Annotated in this window: 15 protein-coding genes; 7 read left to right on the plus strand and 8 right to left on the minus strand. The window is 72.0% G+C overall.

Annotation, left to right across the window (positions count from 1 at the left end):
* Positions 1–9: 9 nt before the first annotated feature.
* On the plus strand, positions 10–294 hold the full coding sequence (locus AQI95_RS16460) for a hypothetical protein (RefSeq protein ID WP_067123561.1): 285 nt from the start codon (positions 10–12) through the stop codon (positions 292–294).
* A gap of 359 nt (positions 295–653) precedes the next feature.
* On the opposite strand, the gene AQI95_RS16465 is transcribed toward AQI95_RS16460, so the two are convergent.
* Positions 654–2,717 (minus strand): bifunctional glycosyltransferase 87/phosphatase PAP2 family protein, encoded by a 2,064-nt coding sequence (locus AQI95_RS16465; RefSeq protein ID WP_067123563.1) that lies wholly within the window; start codon positions 2,715–2,717, stop codon positions 654–656.
* 396 nt (positions 2,718–3,113) lie between these two features.
* Here AQI95_RS16465 and proP point away from each other — a divergent pair, with 396 nt between their 5' ends.
* The 3 genes from proP (at position 3,114) to AQI95_RS16480 (ending at position 6,411) form a co-directional block, all read left to right on the plus strand.
* Positions 3,114–4,490, plus strand: coding sequence for a glycine betaine/L-proline transporter ProP (gene proP / locus AQI95_RS16470; RefSeq protein WP_067123566.1), 1,377 nt, complete (start codon positions 3,114–3,116; stop codon positions 4,488–4,490).
* 73 nt (positions 4,491–4,563) lie between these two features.
* Positions 4,564–5,691, plus strand: a complete 1,128-nt coding sequence (locus AQI95_RS16475) for a DUF2330 domain-containing protein (protein WP_067123568.1) — start codon at positions 4,564–4,566, stop codon at positions 5,689–5,691.
* A gap of 48 nt (positions 5,692–5,739) precedes the next feature.
* Entirely contained in the window at positions 5,740–6,411 is a 672-nt protein-coding gene (locus AQI95_RS16480) for an O-methyltransferase (protein WP_067123570.1), read from the plus strand.
* Between the two features lie 28 nt (positions 6,412–6,439).
* Here AQI95_RS16480 and AQI95_RS16485 read toward each other — a convergent pair whose 3' ends face one another.
* The gene (locus tag AQI95_RS16485; protein WP_067123572.1) at positions 6,440–6,832 is read right to left on the minus strand and encodes an FHA domain-containing protein; all 393 of its coding nucleotides are present in this window, start codon (positions 6,830–6,832) and stop codon (positions 6,440–6,442) included.
* Between the two features lie 131 nt (positions 6,833–6,963).
* Here AQI95_RS16485 and AQI95_RS16490 point away from each other — a divergent pair, with 131 nt between their 5' ends.
* Positions 6,964–7,386: a DnaJ family domain-containing protein gene (locus tag AQI95_RS16490; RefSeq protein ID WP_067123574.1), complete on the plus strand. Its 423-nt coding sequence runs from the start codon at positions 6,964–6,966 to the stop codon at positions 7,384–7,386.
* 37 nt (positions 7,387–7,423) lie between these two features.
* Here AQI95_RS16490 and AQI95_RS16495 read toward each other — a convergent pair whose 3' ends face one another.
* The 3 genes from AQI95_RS16495 to AQI95_RS16505 form a co-directional block, all read right to left on the minus strand.
* Positions 7,424–7,840, minus strand: coding sequence for a nuclear transport factor 2 family protein (locus tag AQI95_RS16495; protein ID WP_067123577.1), 417 nt, complete (start codon positions 7,838–7,840; stop codon positions 7,424–7,426).
* A gap of 50 nt (positions 7,841–7,890) precedes the next feature.
* Positions 7,891–8,613, minus strand: a complete 723-nt coding sequence (locus tag AQI95_RS16500) for a helix-turn-helix transcriptional regulator (RefSeq protein WP_067124071.1) — start codon at positions 8,611–8,613, stop codon at positions 7,891–7,893.
* Between the two features lie 264 nt (positions 8,614–8,877).
* A complete protein-coding gene (locus AQI95_RS16505) occupies positions 8,878–10,917 on the minus strand; it encodes a DHA2 family efflux MFS transporter permease subunit (RefSeq protein ID WP_067123579.1) in 2,040 nt (679 codons plus the stop codon).
* 153 nt (positions 10,918–11,070) lie between these two features.
* On the opposite strand from AQI95_RS16505, the gene AQI95_RS16510 reads away from it, so the two are divergent.
* Positions 11,071–11,997, plus strand: a complete 927-nt coding sequence (locus AQI95_RS16510) for a peptidoglycan-binding domain-containing protein (RefSeq protein ID WP_067124073.1) — start codon at positions 11,071–11,073, stop codon at positions 11,995–11,997.
* Between the two features lie 54 nt (positions 11,998–12,051).
* Here the strand turns inward: AQI95_RS16510 and AQI95_RS16515 are convergent, their stop codons facing one another.
* Both AQI95_RS16515 and AQI95_RS16520 read right to left on the minus strand, forming a co-directional pair.
* Positions 12,052–12,720: an HAD-IA family hydrolase gene (locus AQI95_RS16515; RefSeq protein ID WP_067123581.1), complete on the minus strand. Its 669-nt coding sequence runs from the start codon at positions 12,718–12,720 to the stop codon at positions 12,052–12,054.
* A gap of 251 nt (positions 12,721–12,971) precedes the next feature.
* Positions 12,972–13,553, minus strand: coding sequence for a TMEM165/GDT1 family protein (locus tag AQI95_RS16520; RefSeq protein WP_067123584.1), 582 nt, complete (start codon positions 13,551–13,553; stop codon positions 12,972–12,974).
* Positions 13,554–13,940: 387 nt separating this feature from the next.
* Here AQI95_RS16520 and AQI95_RS16525 point away from each other — a divergent pair, with 387 nt between their 5' ends.
* Positions 13,941–14,585, plus strand: coding sequence for an HNH endonuclease family protein (locus AQI95_RS16525; RefSeq protein ID WP_067123586.1), 645 nt, complete (start codon positions 13,941–13,943; stop codon positions 14,583–14,585).
* A gap of 142 nt (positions 14,586–14,727) precedes the next feature.
* Here the strand turns inward: AQI95_RS16525 and AQI95_RS16530 are convergent, their stop codons facing one another.
* On the minus strand, positions 14,728–15,342 hold the full coding sequence (locus AQI95_RS16530) for a DedA family protein (RefSeq protein ID WP_067123588.1): 615 nt from the start codon (positions 15,340–15,342) through the stop codon (positions 14,728–14,730).
* Positions 15,343–15,450 lie beyond the last annotated feature (108 nt).

The following is a 15,450-nucleotide window of genomic DNA, read 5'->3' on the forward strand; positions in this document are numbered from 1 at the left end:
TTCTCGCTCATGGGGATACCCCAAGAAGATCGCCTCGACTACATGTGCCGTCAGGACATGAACGCGATAGAGAACGCGGTGAGCGAAATTCGCACCGCAATGAAGAACGTCGACAAGATGATGCCGAAAGCCTGGATCGGCAAGAATGCCGATAACTGGCGCACTGATCACGAAGGCCGTATGAGGCAACTGAAGACCCTCTTCGACTCCTTCCAAGCGGAGGAGAACCGATTAGTGGAGAAGGCGCGACAGGACCAGGCGAAAATGGACAGAAAAGCGCACAAGGGAGACTGATCCAGAAAGCCGGCCGAGTAGGGTGATAAAGGAGAACATGTAACACGCACAGACTTGACAGGGAAGCCGTCAGCGGAGGGGACACCGCGTACGCAACCGACCCAAGGGGCTGGTACCGGTATGGCGGCCACTTTCCCCGGGCTGCCCGCTCGCTTCTCCCTCGTGCTGGAGTGAGGTGTCTCAAGGGTCGGCCGCAGGCCGATCGCCGAAGGCGACGCGGGAGTGGAGCGCAGCGGAACGGGAGCTCCCTTGACGCAGCTCACGGAAGCACGACAATCGCCGAGAAGCGGGCGGCCCCACGGTCGCTTGACACCGACGGCCGGCGAGCTGGCCCGTGCGACGGCGGCGGGCAGACGGGTCTACGGGTTCGTCGCCGGGTGTGGTTCCGTGGACGGCTGGTCGCGCAGTTCCCCGCGCCCCCTGGGGAGTTGCACCCCCGCCGATTTCACAGCCGCGCGTGGGCCCTGGAGGAGGTACGAGAGGCCGAAGCCCGCGCTCACGACCGCCGCGCCGCCGACCGCGTCGAGCACCCAGTGGTTGCCGGTGGCGACGATGGCCGAGACGGTGAAGAGGGGGTGCAGCAGGCCGAGGGCCTTCATCCACCACTTCGGGGCGATGATCGCGATGACCACGCCGCACCACAGGGCCCAGCCGAAGTGCAGCGACGGCATCGCCGCGTACTGGTTGGTGAGCGCGGTCAGGGTGCCGTAGTTCGGTTGGGAGAAGTCCTGCACGCCGTGCACGGTGTCGATCATGCCGAGCGCGGGCATCAGGCGCGGCGGGGCCAGCGGGAAGAGCCAGAAGCCGATCAGGGCGAGGAAGGTGGCGAAGCCGAGGGAGGCGCGGGCCCAGCGGTAGTCGGCGGGGCGGCGCCAGTACAGGACGGCGAGGACCGTCAGCGGGACCACGAAGTGGAAGGACTCGTAGTAGAAGTCGAAGAAGTTCCGCAGCCAGCCGACCTTCGCCACCGCGTGGTTGACCGCGTGCTCGATGTCGATGTGCAGGAACCGCTCGATGTCCAGCACGATGTGCCCGTGGTGCTCGGCGCGGGCCCGGCCGCCGGAGATGGTGCCGCCGGTCGCGGCGAGGCGGACCTGCTGGTAGGCGGCGTAGACGACCCGGATGAGCAGCAGTTCCAGCAGGAGGTTCGGGCGGGTCAGGACCCGGCGGAGGAAGGGGAGGAGCGGGACGCGCGCGAAGCGGGCCGGGGGCTGTGGCGCGTACTGCGTCGCGATCGGGGTCTGGTAGTGGGGGGACGTCCGGGACAGGAAGGGGACGGCCGTGGCGGCGGCCACCGCCGCGAGCAGGACGAGGTTGTCGCGCAGCGGGTACATCATCGACATGTTCGGCAGCATCATCTTCGCCGGGAGGGTAGTGACGAGGACGACGGCCACCGGCCAGACATAGCGGTCGGAGGCCCGCTTCCCCACCCGGCCGACCATGGCGAGCAGCACCCACAGCAGCTGGTACTGCCAGGCCGTGGGTGACACGGCGATGGCGGCGCAGCCGGTGATGGCGACGGCGAGCAGCAGCTGGCCGTCGCGGGCGTAGCGCACGGCGCGGCGCAGGGCGAGGGCCGCGACGGCGGCGCCGAGCACCAGGAAGAGCGCGATCTCCACCGGTCCGGTCAGGTCGAGCCGGAGCAGGGCGCCGTGCAGGGACTGGTTGCCGAGGGCGTCGGCGTTGCCGCCGAGGCCCGTCCCGGCCATGTGGTGCACCCAGTACGCGTACGAGTCGTGCGGCAGCGCCGCCCAGGCGAGCGCGGTGCAGGCGGCGAACGTGCCGGTCGTGGCGGCGGCGGCCCGGCGGCGGCCGGTGAACCACAGCAGCGGGGCGAAGAGCAGCATGGTCGGCTGCAGAGCCGCGGCCAGGCCTATGCACAGCCCGCTCCCCCGCTCCCCGCGTACGGTGAAGCAGCCGAGCAGGACGAGCAGCACCGGGATGATGCTGGTCTGGCCGAGCCACAGGGCGTTGCGGACCGGCAGCGACAGCATGAGCAGGCTGATCGCGACCGGTGCGGCCAGCAGGGAGGTGCGGCGGCCGATCGGCTGGGGCAGCGCGCGGGCGGCGATCAGGCCGAGGGCGACGACCAGCAGCAGTGTGCCGAAGGTCCAGCCCCAGCCGAGGGCGGCCTGCGCGGAGCGGGTGAGGGGCTTGAGGACGAGGCCGGCGAAGGGGGTGCCGGTGAACCGGGTCGAGTCGTAGATCGAGCCGTTCACATGCAGGACGCCCTGGGGTCCGACCCAGGTCTCCAGGGCGGTCAGCCGCTCGGTGCTCGGTGTGGTGAGGACGACGGCCAGCTGCCGTACCGCGAGGATCACCGCCACGGCCCACAGGCCCAGCCGGGCGGCGCGCAGCCGTGCCTCGTCAGGGGCCGTTCCGAAGGTGTCCACCGCTCGCCCGCTGTGCTCCACGTTCGCCACGCCCCGTCGGCCTCCCGCCCCGTCCGTCCCGGCGCCGTTCACGCCGAGTTCTTCCGCGCACCCCATGGAGGGTCGCGCACCCCCGGAGGGAGGACGCAGGAAACTCTCGATTCACCTGACGGTCGTCCTCCTTTTGTCCGGAAGACGATAGTCGGCGGGGTGTGCGGTTCCTTGCCCGGGGCGCGAGAAGCGTCACAGCGCGGGGGTGGTGTACGAGAGGCCGGGCGGGCAGACGTACCTGCGTACACACCACTTAGCCGCAATATGCAGCTAAGTGGGTACGCACCGTAACGCCCCGAAGTCCCCCTATGGTCGGTTTAGGCCCGTTCCCGGCAGTGTCGCCCCACGGACCACGCCCCCGTCCCCGTCCCCGTCGAAAGGTAGGCGAGCCCCGTTTTGGCGACCGCCACTGCCATCCCCCCGCAGCCGAAGCCCTCGCGGGCCGCACAGGCCCCCACCGAGGTCACCGTCACCGACCCCGCGCTGGTCAGGCGCGCCGTGAAGGCGGCCGCGCTCGGCAACGCGATGGAGTGGTTCGACTTCGGCGTCTACAGCTACATCGCCGTCACCCTGGGCAAGGTCTTCTTCCCGTCCGGCAACCCGACCGCGCAGCTGCTGTCGACGTTCGGAGCGTTCGCGGCGGCCTTCCTGGTCCGGCCGCTCGGCGGCATGGTCTTCGGCCCGCTGGGCGACCGCGTGGGCCGTCAGAAGGTGCTCGCCCTCACGATGATCATGATGGCGACGGGCACGTTCGCCATCGGCCTGATCCCGTCGTACGCGACGATCGGCGTGGGCGCGCCGCTGCTTCTGCTGGCCGCCCGTCTGGTGCAGGGCTTCTCCACCGGTGGTGAGTACGCGGGCGCGTCGACCTTCATCGCCGAGTACGCCCCGGACAAGAGGCGCGGGTTCTTCGGCAGCTGGCTGGAGTTCGGCACGCTCGCGGGCTACATCGGCGGTGCGGGCCTGGTCACCCTGATGACCGCGCTGCTGTCCTCGCACGATCTGGTGGCGTGGGGCTGGCGCATCCCGTTCCTGATCGCGGGCCCGATGGGCATCATCGGTCTCTATCTGCGGATGCGGCTGGAGGAGACGCCGGCGTTCGCGGCGGAGGTCGAGAAGGCCGAGGCCTCGCGGCCGAAGGTGCCGCTGCGCGAGATGGTCGCGGGACAGTGGAAGCCGCTGCTGCTGTGCATGGGCCTGGTGCTGGTCTTCAACGTCACCGACTACATGCTGCTGTCGTACATGCCGAGCTATCTCACCAGCGAGCTGAAGTACGACGAGACGCACGGTCTGCTGGTCGTGCTGGGCGTGATGGCGCTGATGATGATCGTCCAGCCGTTCGCGGGCGCGCTGACCGACCGGATCGGCCGGCGTCCGGTGATCGCGGCCGGCTGCGCGGGCTTCCTCCTCCTCTCCGTCCCGGCCCTGCTGCTGATCCGCCAGGGCAGCCTGCTCGCCGTCGCGCTGGGCATGGGGGCACTCGGGCTGCTGCTGGTCTGCTTCACGGCATCCATGCCGGCCGCGCTGCCCGCGCTGTTCCCGACGCGGGTGCGGTACGGGTCCCTGTCCATCGGGTTCAACGTGTCCGTGTCCCTGTTCGGCGGCACGACGCCGCTGGTCGTGACGGCACTGATCGGCGCGACGGGGAACATGATGATGCCCGCGTACTACATGATGGCCGCGGCTGTCGTGGGCGGTTTCGCGGTGTGGCGGATGTCGGAGTGTGCGGGCCGGCCGCTGCCGGGCTCCGCCCCTGCGGTGGAGAGTCGCTGATCGCCGTAGGGGTACGGGTCGTACCCCGCCGCGGCGCCGGAACCGTTGACAGGTCCGCGTCGTCTGTAGGCCTGTGAAACGCGCCCGTGCCCGCATACTTGCCCTGGTCCTCGCACTCCTCGGTATCCAGCTGAGCTGGCTCGTCGCACCGGCCTACGCCTGTGGGTGCGGAGCGATGGTGCCGGACCCGGCCACGCGGATATCCGTCAGCAACGAGCAGTCCGTGCTGCGCTGGGACGGCCGGCGGGAGCAGATCGTGATGCGGCTGACGGTGAACGGCGACGCGCGGCACGCCGCCTGGATCATGCCCGTCCCGCACCGCGCCACCGTCCGCCTCGGCGACCCCGCCCTCTTCGACCAGCTGGCCACCGCCATGGCCCCCGTGCACCGCACCCGCCATCACTTCTGGCCGCGGGACGGCGACTGGCCCTTCGACGACAACGACTTGGCGGCCGACGCCCCCGTACCCGGCGGCGGCTCCGCCGTCGGTGTCGTGGACCGCCAGCGGCTCGGCCCCTTCGACGTGGCCCGGCTGACCGCCACCGACCCGGCCGCCCTGGAGGACTGGCTGCACACCCACGGCTTCCCCCTCCCCGCCCGTCTGAGGACGGCCCTGCAGCCGTACGTCGACCGGCACTGGGAGTACGTGGCCGTCCGCCTCGCCCCGGACGGCACCGGCGGCACGCTGCACGGCGCGCTGGATCCCCTCCACCTCACCTTCGCCTCGGACGCCCCGGTGTACCCGATGCGGCTGTCCCGCCTCGCGAGCACCCCGCAGTCGCTCGGCCTGTACGTCCTCGCCGCGCACCGCATGCGCACGCGCACGGCGATCGGCGGCATGCAGCCCAGCGTGGTCTTCGCGGGCCGCGTCCATCCGCACGGCGGCGCCCTCGGCGCGCTGGCCGCCGGCACGCCGTATCTGACCGCGCTCACCCAGCAGTTCCCCGAGCCGGACCGCATCCTTGGCGACCACGAGCTGGTCCGGGCCGCCGCCGACACCCCGGTCCAGCAGGTGATCTACGAGGACCGGCTGCGCGAGGTCGCCGGGATCCCGGCCTGGCTGCTCACGGTCGGCGGTGTCCTGCTGTCGGCCGCCGCCGCGATCACCGTGAGGGTCGTACGGCGCTCCCGGCGGCCGGTGATTCCGCCGCCGCCCGTGCAGCCCCCGCCGCCGATCTCACCGTCGGCGCCCCTCGGCTGAGACGATGTCGTACGCGAAGGGCAGACACTCGGGAAAGGCAGCAGAAGCATGAGCGACCCCCAGCTCTGGGACGACGTCGACGACTACTTCACCAGCCGGCTCGCCCCCGACGACGAGGCACTGCTGGCGGCCCTGCGGGAGAACGACGCCGCCGGGCTGCCGCAGATCGCCGTCACGGCGGTACAGGGCAAGTTCCTCCACCTGCTCGCCCAGGTGCAGGGCGCGCGGCACATCCTGGAGATCGGCACACTCGGCGGCTACAGCACGATCTGGCTGGCCCGCGCCCTGCCCGAGGACGGCAGACTGGTGTCGCTGGAGTACGACGCCAGGCATGCCGAGGTGGCGACCCGGAACATCGCCCGGGCCGGCCTGGACCGGATCGCGGAGGTGCGGGTGGGCCCCGCCCTGGAGTCGCTGCCCAAGCTCGCCGACGAGAACCCGGCCCCGTTCGACCTCGTGTTCATCGACGCCGACAAGGCCAACAACGAGCACTACGTGGAGTGGGCGCTGCGCCTCACCCGCGCCGGCAGCCTGATCGTCCTGGACAACGTGGTGCGCCACGGCCGGGTCAGCGACGCGGGCAGCACCGATCCCGACGTGGTGGGCACGCGCGCGGCGATCGAGCTGATCGCCTCCCATCCGCGGCTGACCGGCACGGCGATCCAGACGGTCGGCAGCAAGGGCTACGACGGCTTCGCGCTGGCCCGCGTGCTGGCCTGAACCGGCTCCGGCACGCCCGAGCCTCGGCTCAAGCCTCGTGGTAGAAGCCGACGTTGACGCTGCGCGGCGCGGTGCGGTCCTGGACGACGATCTCGCCGGACCCGCCGTGCGGCAGCCGTACGGTCGCGCCGTAGCCGACGGGCTGCGCGTACTCCCCGAGCAGCAGCCGGACCTCGGAGGACGGCTCGGGCTGGGAGCCGCGCAGCCAGGTCAACTGCCAGGCGCCGTCCGGGCCGCAGACGAACTCCAGGTGCACACGCGAGACGAACAGCCAGTCGTCCGGGGTGACCAGCCGGCACACGGCCGCGTCCCGGCCGAGCCGGAGCACGGCGCCCGGCTCGCTCGGGGCCTCGGCCATCGCCATCCCGGCCGTGGCACCCGCGTCGGCCCCGGAGACGGTGGCCATGGTGAGTTCGAGCACGTGCGTTCCCCCCTGTGACGTTCCACGTCCGACGTCCTTCGACGTCGTTCGACGCCCCTGCACGGCGGCCGGATTCCCCTGCCGCCGCATGATAGAACGCCCGGCCGGGCGCCGTCCGGCACAATGGAGTCATGACCGAGCGAAAGCCACCGGGTGTGCCGTTCGACTCGTGGGTCGACAAGCAGATCCGTGACGCGCAGGGGCGCGGTGATTTCGAGCGACTGCCGGGGGCGGGCGAGCCGCTGCCCACCGAGGTCGACTCCGTCTACGACGAACTGTGGTGGATCAAACGGAAGATGGCTCGCGAGGGCCTGTCCGTCCTGCCGCCCGCACTCGCTCTGCGCAAGGAGGCCGAGGACGCGCTGGAGGCGGCGTACGCGGCTCCGTCGGAGCGGATCGCGCGGCAGATCATCGAGGACGTCAACGTCAAGATCAAGGACATGATGTTCAAGCCGCCGCCCGGCCCCCCGCTGGGCAGGAAGCCGTACGACGTCGAGGAGGTCGTGCGCACCTGGCGGCAGCGCAGGGCCGCCGCCACGGACGCCGTCGAGTAGTCGGAGGTCCGACAGCGGACCGGCGGGGACCGGTCGGTCAGTCGGCGAAGCGGCGCAGGCCGCTCACCGACCAGACGGCCGAGATCCGCCCGTCCACCACCTGGAACTGATCGATCCCGCTCTTGCAGGTGCCGTCCGCCTGGGTCACGTACCAGCGGCAGGCGACCTGGCCGAGGCCGGCGTCCACCAGCGCCGTCCCGTCGACGGTGTAGACCAGTGCGGGCTGTTGCGCACGAAAGTCGGAGATCAGGCCCACGATCCCGGCGGCGCCGTGCACCGCGTCGGTGACAGCCGCCCGCTCGGGCGCATTGGCGAAGCGGATTCGGAAGCCGGGGGCGAGGAAGGCCTCCGGGTCGCTGAAGTCGCCGTTCCACAGCGCGGTCCAGCGTTCGAACAGAGCGATGCCGGTGGCGGGGGTCAGGGGGATGCCGGTTGTCGGCTGGGTCGTTGTCATGGGCATCAGCCTCCGCCCGCCGCGCGACACCCCCCTGTCGGTGATTACCGTCACATCACGGTCGCCGCGTCGAGCGGTACGACATCGGAACCGAGGGTGCCGATGGCGCCGAGGTCGAAGTCCCGCCGCGGGACCCGCTCGTCCAGGGCCGTCGCGGAGCGCACCCGGTCCAGCCGGAACCCGCGCGGCGCCCTTCGCAGCCGGCACCACCCGGCCAGATACCAGTGCCCCGCGCCACCGAGGAAACCGAGCGGCTCCACGTCCCGGACGGTGACCCGGCCCGCCGCGTCGGCATACTCCAGCCGCAGCACCCGCCCGGCCGTCAGCGCCTCCCGCAGCGCGGCGGGGACCACCGGCCCGGCGGGTGGCGCCGGACGGGTCGCCGGGACGAGCAGCCGTACCCGCCCGGTCAGCTCGGCCGCCGCCGTGCGCTCCCGTTGTGGCATCACGGCCAGCACCTTGTGCAGCGCGCTGCGCGCGTCCGCCGCGAACGGCGTCCCGGCCAGCGTCTGCAGCCCGACGGCGAGGGCGGTCGCCTCGGCCGGAGTGATGGCGAGCGGCGGCAGGGTCTGCCCCCGGTCGAGGACGTACCCGCCGCTGCGGCCCGGCTCGGCGTGGATCGGCACCCCGGACTGCTGCAGCGCCGCGAGGTCCCGCTCGATCGTGCGGACACTGACCTCGAAACGCCGGGCCAGCAGCCGGGCACTACGGGGGCGGGGAGCGGCGGCACGCAGCTCCTCGACGAGGGCGTAGAGGCGATCGGTGCGATTCACGACAGACAGTGTGCGCACCGCCCGGCCGACATGGCCGCCGCGGGGCGCGGGGAACGTCGCGGCCGGTCGCGGCGGAGCGGCGAGCGCCGTCCGGCCCGGACCGCGCGGCACCGGTTGCGCGGGGAGCCGGCGACGGCGGTGAAGTCCGGCACGCGGTGCGGGTGGACGACGCCCCGTGGCACCTCGACGCCGGTTCCGCCGCCGCCCGTCCGGTCTGCGGCAGCTCGCCGGGCAACCGCGCCGAGGTGCGCGGTCCGCTCGCAGTCAGCCGGTCCTGGTCGTCGACTCGTCGTGCGGGCGCTCGCGTTCGGTGCCGCACAGTTCGTCGGTGAGTTCCCTGACCAGTTGTGTCAGATCGGTCGAGCGGCCGGGCTGCCACCAGTCGCCGAGGAGTTCGGCGAGCGACTCCTCGCGGGCGCGCGCGAGCCGGTCGGCGACCTCGCGGCCCGACTCGGTCAAGTAGAGGTCCAGGCCCCGGCGTTCGGCCAGGCGCCGTTCCTCGACCTGGCGGGCGGCGGCGAGGACGACGTCCAGCGGGACGGGGCTGCGCTCGGCGAGGACACCCGGCTCGACGGAGCCGTACTTGCGGATGCGCAGCAGCACCCAGCTGGCGGCGGGCAGCAGGTCGTACCCGGCCCGTTCGGTGATCGTCCGGTACACCTCGCGGCGGCCCTCGCGGGTGCCGAGCAGCGACAGGGCCCGGCAGCACTCGTCGTAGGAGGACCGCTCGACCGGGTTGGGCGGGATGGTCTCGGAGGCGTCCGGCGCGGTGACCGAGCCACGCAGCCGGTCCTCCTTGAGGAGCCAGGCCAGCAGGAAGCCGAGGACGGCGACGGGGGCCGCGTAGAGGAAGACGTCGGTGATGGCCGACGCGTACGCGTGCAGGGCCGCCGGGCGCAGGGCGGGCGGCAGGGCGGCGATCCCGCGCGGATCGGACTTGAGCGCGTTCGCGTCGACGCCGGGGGGCAGGGCCACGCCCCGGAAGGCGGTGGCCAGCTTGTCGCCGAGACGGCTCGCGAAGACCGTGCCGAAGATCGCCACGCCGAAGGAGGCGCCGATCGAGCGGAAGAAGGTCGCGCCGGAGGTGGCGACGCCCAGGTCCTCGTACGACACCGCGTTCTGCACGATGAGCACCAGGACCTGCATGACCAGGCCGAGCCCCAGGCCGAACACGAAGAAGTAGACACTCATCTCGGCGGTCGAGCTGTGCTCGTCGAGCCGGTGCAGCAGAAGCAGGCCGATGGCGGTCACGGCGGTGCCGACGACCGGGAACACCTTCCAGCGGCCGGTGCGGCTGACGATCTGCCCGGACGCCGTGGACGACAGCAGCAGCCCGAACACCATCGGCAGCATGTGCACCCCGGACATGGTCGGCGAGACGCCGTGCACGACCTGGAGGAAGGTCGGCAGATACGTCATCGCGCCGAACATGGCGAAGCCGACGATGAAGCTGATGAGGGCGGCGAGGGTGAAGGTGCGGATGCCGAACAGCTTGAGCGGCAGCACCGGTTCGGCGGCCCGCCGCTCCACGGCCACGAACGCCGCGGCCAGCAGCACGCCCAGCACGGCGAGCCCGATGGTCTGCGCCGAGCCCCAGGCCCACGTCGTCCCGCCGAGGGAGGCGACGAGGACCAGGCAGGTGGCGACGGCCGCGATCAGGAAGGTGCCGAGGTAGTCGATGACGTGGTGGGCGGTGCGGCGCGGGATGTGCAGGGTGGTGGCGATCACGGCGAGCGCGAGGGCACCGACCGGCAGATTGACGTAGAACACCCAGCGCCAGCTCAGATGCTCGGTGAACAGCCCGCCGAGCAGCGGACCCAGCACACTGGTCGCGCCGAACACGGCCCCGAACAGCCCCTGGTACCTGCCGCGTTCGCGGGGCGGCACGATGTCGCCGACGATCGCCATCGACAGCACCATCAGCCCGCCGCCGCCCAGCCCCTGCAGCGCGCGGAACCCGATCAGCTGAGGCATGTTCTGCGCCATCCCGCACAGCGCCGAGCCGACGAGGAAGATCACGATGGCGGTCTGGAACAGCCGTTTCCGGCCGTACTGGTCGCCGAGCTTGCCCCACAGCGGGGTCGCGGCGGTCGACGCCAGCAGATAGGCGGTGACCACCCAGGACAGATGCTCCAGGCCGCCGAGGTCGCTGACGATGGTGGGCAGCGCGGTCGACACGATCGTCTGGTCGAGCGCGGCGAGCAGCAGCCCGAGGAGCAGGGCGCCGATCGAGACGAACACATTGCCGGGGACGTGCTCGGCGGCCTCCGCCTGCTTCTTCGTACCGTGCGCGTCCACGGCCATGGAGACCTCCCGGGGCTCGGGTGCAACCTCTTCCATCGTGGTCGGTGTCACCGTTTATGGCCTGTTGAGTGCGGCGTTTCCGACGACGGATCCGCCGCAGGTCCGCCTAGTCTCAAAGGTTCGTGAGGGGACACGAGGGGAGTGGGCGAACGCGTGAGTGATTCCGAGCGCCATACGTGCCCGGAGTGCGGGGCACCGCGAGGACCGGACCACAGCCCGTCCTGCGACTGCACCGAACGCGCCGCCGAGGCACTGCGCGAGACACGCACGGCCGAGGCGGCAGCGGCGGAGGACTTCGGCCCCCTGCGGATACGACCGTACGTCGAGGTCACCGAGCCCCGCTCCGAGCCGACCGACGACACCCTCCCCGCCGCCGAGGCGCCGCCCGTCGTCCCGATGCCACCCGACGCCGTCCCGATGCCGCGCGACGGCGCGGAGACCCGAGCGTTGCCGGCCGTCGAGGTCCGGGCAGGTGAGTCGTCGCGTCGGCGGTCACCCCGTACCGTCCTGCTGTCGGTGGCCGGGGCCGGTGTGGCGGTCGTGGCGGCGGCCGGGTTCGCGAGCGGGCTGTTCAGCTATCACCCGCCGTCCCGGGAACCGGCGGCCCAGGCGGTCCGGGAGAGCGTCCCGCAGGTCAGCGCACCGGGCCCGACGTCACCGACGGCATCGCCCTCCCCCACCGCGCCCCGCGCGCCCGTACCGTCGCCCTCCGCGCCGGCGACCCGTCCGAGTCCGTCGGCCACGGCGTCCGCCTCGCCGACCGCGACGCCGACCCCGTCCGCCGGCACGTCCCGCCCGGCCTCCCCCGCCCCGTCCCTGACGACGTCCCCCGCCGCACGGACCTCACCCGCCACCGCCCCGGTGCTCCGGTGCGGCGACCGCGGGCCGGGAGTGGCCGAACTCCAGCAGCGGCTGCGGCAGTTGGACCTCTACGACGACCGGATCGACGGCGTCTACAGCCGCTCGGTGGAGGACGCGGTGGGCACCTACCAACTGGCCCGCGGCATCCGGGACGACACCCTCGGCGTGTACGGGCCGGCGACCCGCGAGAGCCTGGAGGCCGAGACACGGGAGCCGTGACCGGGCGCGCCCCCGGCACGGCACCCCGCCCCGGCGGGAAGCCGCATCGCCGCGTCAGCCGATGTGCAGCCGGATCGTCCCGTCACCGACCGCCTCGACCCGCACCCGGGTGAGGTCGGGCACGGCCGCATCGGGCTCGTGGAGCCCGGCACGGGGACCCACCCCCACCACGAGCGCCCCCGCGGCGCGCCCGGCGGCGATACCGGCACCGGAGTCCTCGAACACGACGCAGTCGGCCGGATCCACACCCAGCTCGGCGGCCCCCTTCAGGAAGCCCTCGGGATCGGGCTTGCTCGCCCCGACCGACTCCGCGGTGACCCGGACCTCGGGCAGCGGCAACCCGGCGGCGCCCATGCGCGCGGTGGACAGCGCGACGTCGGCGGAGGTCACCAGCGCGTGCGGCAGACCGCGCAGCGAGGCGAGGAAGTCGGCAGCGCCGGGGATCTCGACCACGCCGTCGGTGTCGGCGGTCTCCTCGGCGAGCATCCGGGCGTTGTCGGCGAAGTTCTGCTCCACCGGCCGGTCGGGCAGCAGTACGGCCATGGAGGCGTGCCCCTGCCGGCCGTGGACGACCTTCATCACCTCGTCGCCGTCCAGACCGTGCCGCTCGGCCCAGCGCCGCCAGATGCGCTCGACGACGGCGTCCGAGTTGACGAGGGTGCCGTCCATGTCGAGCAGGAGGGCACGGGTGGTGAGGACGGTGGGCGCGGCGGTGGCCGTCATCGGCAGCTCCAGGAGCGGAAGGACCCCGTGCCGAAAGGCGTCGGTCGGGACGTCGGGCGGGTTGTCCGGCGGGATGTCGGGTGAGACATCGGGAGGGACAAGGCGGCCCCGCCCGCCGGTCAGGGAAAACGGGCGGGAGCCACTTTGTTCCTCCACGGTACAAAACACCTGCGGTTCCCGCCACCACCTCCCGGAAGGGTTCACCGACCGTTCAGCTCGCCCTCCGGCCACCGCGCCGCCGCCCGCCGGGCTCAGCCCGCCACCGCCTCGTACAGGCTCCACACGCCGAGCCCGAGCATCAGCAGCGCCGCGATCTGGGTGATCAGCCGCAGCGGCACCTTCTTCATCAGGGCCTTTCCGCCGACGATGCCCAGTCCCGCGACGGCCCACAGGCCGAGCGTCGCGCCGAGGCCGACGGAGATCGGGTCGTCGTAGCGGGCGGCGAGGTTGGCGGTCATGATCTGAGTGAGATCGCCGAACTCGGCGACGAGGATCAGCATGAAGCCCGTGCCCGCGACCTTCCAGAAGGACTGGTCGGCCGGCTTCTTGATCTCCTCGTCGCCGTCGCCCTTCTTCAGCAGCAGCATCGCCGCGCCGCCGAGGAAGAGCACACCGGTGACGGCGTGCACGATCTGCTGCGGCAGCAGGGTCAGCACACTGCCGGCCGCGACGGCGAGCACGACATGCAGCAGGAAGGCGGTGGCGACGCCCGCGAAGACGTAGCTCGCGCGGTAACGGGTGCCGAGGACGAGGCCGGCGAGCGCGGTCTTGTCCGGCAGTTCGGCGAGGAAGATGACGCCGAAGACGAGCGCCGTCACGGTGATGCTGATCAAGGTTCCTCAATCGGTCGGGGCTGCCCCGCCGAGAGTGTGGTACGTCACGCGCTGACACCTCGGCATGGCAGCACACACGGCGTCCGCGTCACGGGACGCGGACGTGCACTGCTTGCCGAAGGTCTCGCTGGCGGCCCGCACGAGGTCCGCCTCCGGGCGCCGGCTCAGGCTCGCTGAGCAGTATGTCGACGGTCCGGCGAAGAGCTACTCCCCTTCTGCGCTCCCCATCGTACGGGATGTGAAGGTTCGGACGTCAATCCGTCGCGAACCTTGCCTTGACATGCGCGCGTCACTAGCTTCTTACCGAGCGCTCACCCTCCGGCAACACGGCACCGCGAGCATTCCCTGGCTCGCGCTCCAACACCCCCACCTCACAAGGGAGTTCGCATGCCGAAGTTCTACGCGCGTCGACGGCTGAGCATACTCGCCGCCCTCACCGGCGTCGTCGCCTCCGCCGCCCTGTTCAACTCCCCGAGCGCCTCCGCCGCCCTCCCCACACCGGTCAGCGGCAGCACCGCCCGCAGCTACCTCTCCCAGCTCACCGTCGCCACCGAGAACCGCACCGGGTACAGCCGCGACAAGTTCCCGACCTGGATCACCATCTCCGGCACCTGCAACACCCGTGAGTGGATCCTCAAGCGGGACGGCGAGAACGTCGTCACCAACTCCGCCTGCACCGCGACCAGCGGCAGCTGGTACTCCCCGTACGACGGCGCGACCTGGACCTCCCCCTCCGACGTCGACATCGACCACCTCGTCCCGCTGGCCGAGGCCTGGGACTCCGGCGCGAGCAAGTGGACCACCGCCCAGCGGCAGGCCTTCGCCAACGACGTGACCCGCCCGCAGCTCCTCGCCGTCACCGACAACGTGAACCAGGCCAAGGGCGACCAGGACCCGGCGACCTGGATCCCGTCCCGGTCCGCCTACGTCTGCACCTACGTCCGCGCCTGGGTGCAGGTGAAGTACTACTACAACCTCTCGGTCGACTCCGCCGAGAAGACGGCCCTGACGAAGGACCTGGCGGGCTGCTGAAGTTCGCACCGCGCGCAGGGTTCGGGAGCACACCGCAGGGCTTGAGAGCGCACGGAGACCGCGGGCCCGTCGTGGCCGGTCGCACAGTTCCCCGCGCCCCGGGGAGCTGCCGCGGCCGGCGAACGCGGCACGGCGCGAGCGGTCAGGAGGCGGGCCGCCTGCGCATCAGGAAGCCCGCCGCGGCGCCCGCGCCGAACAGGGCGGCCAGCGAGACGGCCGTGGCGAGCCAGGTCGCGCCGAGCCACTGGGCGCCGTAGTAGCCGAGGGCGACGCTGTAGGCGGCCCAGGAGAGGCCGGCCAGGGCGGACCAGGGGACGAAGTCGCGGGCCCGGCGATGGGCGGCGCCGGCGCAGAAGGAGACGACCGAGCGGCCCGCGGGGGCGAAGCGGGCGAGCACGACCAGTGCGCCACCGCCCCGGGCCAGGGCGTCGCCGAGACGTTCCTGCGCGGCGGTCAGCCGCCGGGAGCGGGCTATCGCCCGGTCCAGCCGCTCGCCGCCGCGCCAGGCCAGGCGGTAGGCCAGGAGATCGCCGAGGACCGAGGCGGTCGCCGCGGAGAGGATCAGGACCAGGAGGTCCGGCACGGCGTGTGCGACCCGGCCCGTGGCCGCGCCCGACCCCGCGGCCGCTGCCGTACCCGCCGTGATGACCAGCACGCCGCTCGGCAGCACCGGCACGAACACGTCGAGCACCACCGACACGACCACCGCGGCATAGATCCACGGTCCGGTGGCCAATGCCCCCAGACTCTCGAACACGACGACTCCCGTCACTCCCCCGTTGACAGCCGTACAGCGTACGCCGGGGGTGTGACAGCAGGGCCTCGGGGGGCCTCGCTGGACTTGTCGGGCACATGAGGCCTACGT

This window comes from Streptomyces yokosukanensis (genome assembly GCF_001514035.1).
Taxonomy (GTDB): Bacteria; Actinomycetota; Actinomycetes; order Streptomycetales; family Streptomycetaceae; genus Streptomyces; species Streptomyces yokosukanensis.

Excerpts from the sequence above, each read along its gene's own strand:
- AQI95_RS16460 (WP_067123561.1), top strand. The coding sequence starts at position 10 with ATGGGGATACCCCAAGAAGATCGCCTCGACTACATGTGCCGTCAGGAC.
- AQI95_RS16480 (WP_067123570.1), top strand. The coding sequence starts at position 5,740 with ATGAGCGACCCCCAGCTCTGGGACGACGTCGACGACTACTTCACCAGC.
- AQI95_RS16490 (WP_067123574.1), top strand. The coding sequence starts at position 6,964 with ATGACCGAGCGAAAGCCACCGGGTGTGCCGTTCGACTCGTGGGTCGAC.
- AQI95_RS16495 (WP_067123577.1), bottom strand. The coding sequence starts at position 7,840 with ATGACAACGACCCAGCCGACAACCGGCATCCCCCTGACCCCCGCCACC.
- AQI95_RS16505 (WP_067123579.1), bottom strand. The coding sequence starts at position 10,917 with ATGGCCGTGGACGCGCACGGTACGAAGAAGCAGGCGGAGGCCGCCGAG.
- AQI95_RS16515 (WP_067123581.1), bottom strand. The coding sequence starts at position 12,720 with ATGACGGCCACCGCCGCGCCCACCGTCCTCACCACCCGTGCCCTCCTG.
- AQI95_RS16525 (WP_067123586.1), top strand. The coding sequence starts at position 13,941 with ATGCCGAAGTTCTACGCGCGTCGACGGCTGAGCATACTCGCCGCCCTC.